Source organism: Stieleria sp., from assembly GCF_041595215.1.
GTDB classification, from domain to species: Bacteria; Planctomycetota; Planctomycetia; order Pirellulales; family Pirellulaceae; genus Stieleria; species Stieleria magnilauensis.
Genome location: NZ_JBFHKV010000699.1, coordinates 1 through 4,694 on the forward strand (window position 1 = coordinate 1; position 4,694 = coordinate 4,694).

The following is a 4,694-nucleotide window of genomic DNA, read 5'->3' on the forward strand; positions in this document are numbered from 1 at the left end:
CCGTCGACGACGTTTCGTTTCGTATTTCGCCGGGAGAGGTTTTCGGACTGCTGGGGCCCAACGGGGCCGGCAAGACGACCACGATGCGGATGATCCTGGGATTGCTGGAGCCCGATTCGGGTTATGCGGAAGTCGATGGGGTTCGCACGGCGACCGATCCGATGGCCGTCAAAAGCCGGCTCGGTTTCGTCTCGGCCAGCGACGGGGTTTATCCGTGGTTGACGGTCCGTGAGATGCTGCTGTACTTCGCCGATCTGTACGCCGTCGATGCGACGCTGGCCGAACAACGCTGTGAAAGCCTGGCGGACATGATGGATATCAAGCACCTGCTGGATCGGCGTGCCGGTGAACTCAGCACGGGGCAGCGGCAACGGGTCACGCTGGTCCGCGGGCTGATTCACGACCCGCCGGTGATGCTGCTCGATGAACCGACGCGCGGGTTGGATGTCGTCGGCGTCCAAACGATTTTTGATTACATCGATATTCTGCGTCGCGGTGGCAAAGCCGTCGTCGTGTGCACGCATCGATTGGACGAAGCGGAACGGTTGTGTGATCGGTTCGGTTTGTTGCACGCCGGCAAACTGAAATACTGTGGCACGCTCAACGAGTTAAAGGAACAGACCGGCCAGGCATCGTTGGTGGACATCTTCGTGGACTTGATCAGGAATTAGCCGAGCGTGTCAAACGACCCCCAAACTCGCAGCGCGACGACGCAACACCGCCCACGCCGGCAGAAGCACCAACCCGGCAATCGGCTCGTGCGGATGTGTCAAAAGGAACTTCGCGAGACGATGCGCGATCGGCGGACGATCATCACGCTGGTCATGATGCCACTGCTGGTCTATCCGTTATTGAGCATGGCGCTGAATCGTTTCTTGGTTTCGTCGACGGCGGGAACGTCCGAGCAGACGCCGTACACGATCGGCGTCGAAACCGACGACGAAGGATCGCTGTTGCTGGCGTGGCTGGAAGATCCGATGAGCCAGCCGCCCGCAGCGATCTTGAAGGCCAGCAAGGGGAACCTCGCCACGTTTCGTGTGGTCAACACCACGTCCGTCGGACTCAATCCCAAGCAAGCGCTTCAAGAGAAAAAGATTGATTTGGCCGCCCGTATCGAACTGGGAAATCCGCCGCGATTGCGATTGACGGCGTTCAACGGTGATCCGGCCAGCCAGGGAGCCCAACGTATCTTGACCGAGCGGTTGCATTGGTTGCGATTGGCGCGTGCCGAGGCGCTCGCCGCGTCACAGTTGAGCGACTACACGCCACCGACGGACGTGTCCGTTGAGAACATCGGGGTCGCCGAAAAGCCGTCGATGTTGGGCACGATCGTGCCGCTCGTGTTGGTGCTGATGACGATCACCGGTGCGGTTTACCCGGCGATCGATTTGACGGCCGGCGAGCGGGAACGGGGGACGATGGAATCGCTGATGGCATCGCCGGTGCCACGCTCATACATCTTGTTCTCAAAATATGTGGCGGTCGTCGTCGTCGCCTTGCTCACCGCGATGGCGAACTTGCTGGCCATGTTCACGACGCTGTGGGCCGGCCGTTTGTTGCCGCTGCTGACCGGCGGTGAAGACGCGTTTCCGTGGCTGGCTGTGCTGCAAATCCTGGGCTTGCTGGTGCTCTTCAGTGGATTCTTTGCGGCCGTGCTGCTGTCGTTGACCAGTTTCGCGCGGTCGTTCAAAGAAGCCCAGGCGTACTTGATCCCCGTGATGCTGCTGTCGTTGACTCCGGGAATGTTGTCGTTGATGCCCGGCGTGACGCTGAACGGTCCGCTGGCGATTGCCCCGTTGATCAATATCGTCTTACTGGCACGTGAGGTGTTGCAAGGCACGGCGCAAGCCGCCCCGGCGGTGATCACGGTCCTCAGCACCGTCGGTTATGCCGTGGCCGCGATCGCCGTCGCATCAAAGCTGTTCGGCAGCGATGCGGTCAGTCGTACCAGCGGACAATCCTTCGGCGCGATGTTGAAACGACCGACGCGGTCGACGCCGACGCCATCACCCCAAGCGGCCGCGATGACGTTGGCGTTGTTGGTCCCCATTTATTATCTGGTCAGCAATGTCCTGATGCGAATCGTTCCCGAGTTGTCGATCACCTGGGTGTTGTTGCTCAACGCGATCGCGCTCGTGTTGACCTTCGGCCTGATCCCGCTGGCCGCAGTTGTGCTGGCACGCTGCAATTTCTCGACCAGTTATCAACTGGCGACGCCGTCTCCGCTGACGCTGTTCGGCGTGTTGCTGGTCGGGCTGGGAGCGTGGGGGTTTGCACACGAGTCGTTTGTGCTTGCCAAACAGATGGGCATCGGCGGGCTGGACGTCGATCGGATCGAGAAGACGCGACAGACCGTCGAAGCGCTCAAAGTCGCTCCGGCGTGGTTGCTGGTGGGGACGTTGGCGTTGGCACCCGCGGTGATCGAAGAATTGTGCTTCCGCGGTTTTCTGTTCACCGCACTGCGTAAGGTCCTGTCGCCGACTCGGGTGATCGTGACCACGGCCGTCATCTTTGGACTGTTCCACGTCGTGACCGGCAACATGCTGCTGATCGAGCGATTTCTGCCGACGACGCTGCTGGGGCTGATCCTCGGCTGGATCGCCTATCGCACCCAAAGCGTTTGGCCCGGCGTCCTGATGCACTTCACCCACAACGCCCTGCTGAATCTGGCCACAAAGTATCAGGACAAGATCGCGTTTTTGGGCGAAGGATTCGAGAACCAAATGCATCTGCCGGCATCCTGGCTGATCGTGCTGTCGACCACAACGTTGACCGGATTGGCCGTCGTTTGGTTTTCGACTCGCAAGCCGCCGGTCGCCGAGTCGAATTTAGCAACCACCCCAGCCTGAGGCTGAAATCGGGTCGAAAATCGGCGGGTCAAAAAAAATCAGATTCGGCTTTCTGGCCGCGCGGTCGATGGTTGGGATTTAATCGGAGCTTGCAACCGCTACAACAATCCACTAACCAGGGGCCCCTTTGTTGCCCCCCATCTTTTGACCACCCCATTTTTTGACCAGATTCTTTTCCACCCGATATCGTGTAGGATGCCCAGATTAACGCCCGCACGGTTCGAATTCGATTGCATCACGAATGTCTGACGACCATCCCGTCCCCGCAAATGACTCCTCGTACGTCGTTGTCGCTCGCCGTTATCGTCCCCGCAATTTCGAAGAATTGGTGGGTCAGGAGCACGTCGGCCGGGCGCTGACCAACGCGATCGAAACCGGTCGGGTCGGGCACGCCTACCTGTTCACGGGGGCTCGTGGGGTCGGAAAAACCAGTACCGCGCGGATTTTTGCCAAGGCGCTCAACAATCCCAATGGGCCCAGCGCGACATTTGACAACGATGACGATGTCGCCCAGGCGATCGATTCGGGCGAAGACATCGACGTCATCGAAATCGACGGAGCCAGCAACCGCGGAATCGACGAAATCCGCTCGCTGCGGGCTAACGTCGGCGTCCGACCCAGCCGCTCGCGGTACAAAATCTACATCATCGACGAAGTCCACATGCTGACTCAGGCGGCGTTCAACGCGCTGCTGAAAACGCTCGAAGAACCGCCCGAGCATGTGAAGTTTATCTTTTGCACCACCGACCCCGAAAAGATGCCGATCACGGTGTTGAGTCGGTGTCAACGTTTCGATTTTGCGCCGGTCGAGGTTTCCAAAATCGTCAAACGACTGCAAGAGATCGTGACTGCGGAAAACGCTCAAGCCGACGAGGCGGCGCTGGAGTTGGTCGCGCGCCGCGCCGCCGGCTCGATGCGGGACAGCCAATCGCTGCTCGAGCAAGTGCTCAGCTTTAGCGATGGGCATTTGACGGCCGATCAAGTCCACTCGATGCTGGGAACCGCCGACGATGAACGGCTGCACACGCTGGCCCAAGCGATGTGCGAGCGTGATGCCGCCGCCGCGCTCGCCCAATTGGATGCGGCAATCGATGCCGGTGTCGATGCCGGGCGGATCGCTGAACAACTGTTGGGGTACTTTCGCGATCTGATGGCCGTGACCGTCGGCTGCGACGCCACGCTGCAACGCCACACCGCTGCCTCCATGCACGGCGAGCTGAAAAAACTGGGAGACACCTGGGGATTGCAAACCGTGCTGGCCGTCGTGGCGTTGATCGACCAAACGCTCGTTCGGATTCGGCACAGCGTCTACGGACGGGTGCTGCTGGAATCGACCGTGATTCAGATTTGCAATTTGCCCGATTTGCAAGCCATCGCGGATCTGGCTGCCGCGGCCGGCAGCGGAAAACCGTTGCCCAGTGCCCGCGCGACCCCGCAAAAAAAAAAGCTAACGGCTGACCCGTCGTCGCCAGACGCGGGGACTCCGCCCTCGCCGGCGTCTTCCTCGTCTGCACCTTCTTCGGCCGCGGCTCCTTCGCCAGCACCCGCCGCGCCGCCGGTCCCCGCTGCCCCGCCGGCCCCGGTCGCGGCTTCCCCAGCCACGGTTTCGCCAGCGTCATCGGCTGCGCCGACACCGTCGGGGTCGACACCATCGGGGTCGACACCCTCTGCGCCGGAGCCCGCCGCAGGTGCCGCCGACACGGGCGCCACTCTCGGCTCCCCGTCGCCCCAGCGTTCCGACACCGCCGCGTCGGGCTCGCCGCCGTCGCCCAAGATGAAGTTGTCGGTCTCCAACGTTCAAGAAGTTCTGGCCAAGGCGTTGCAGGGCGTTCAGCCGATGACCGC

3 protein-coding genes are annotated in these 4,694 nt (G+C 61.1%); all 3 read left to right on the forward strand.

The window, feature by feature from the left end; translation table 11 throughout:
* Window positions 1-671, forward strand: a 671-nt coding sequence (locus ABX749_RS22710) for an ATP-binding cassette domain-containing protein (RefSeq protein WP_372897996.1), incomplete at its 5' end; no start/stop codon positions are given.
* A gap of 6 nt (window positions 672-677) precedes the next feature.
* Window positions 678-2,849 (forward strand): ABC transporter permease subunit/CPBP intramembrane protease, encoded by a 2,172-nt coding sequence (locus ABX749_RS22715; protein WP_372897997.1) that lies wholly within the window; start codon window positions 678-680, stop codon window positions 2,847-2,849.
* 241 nt (window positions 2,850-3,090) lie between these two features.
* Window positions 3,091-4,694 (forward strand): DNA polymerase III subunit gamma/tau (gene dnaX / locus ABX749_RS22720; protein WP_372897998.1); only part of this gene is annotated, 1,604 nt, incomplete at its 3' end.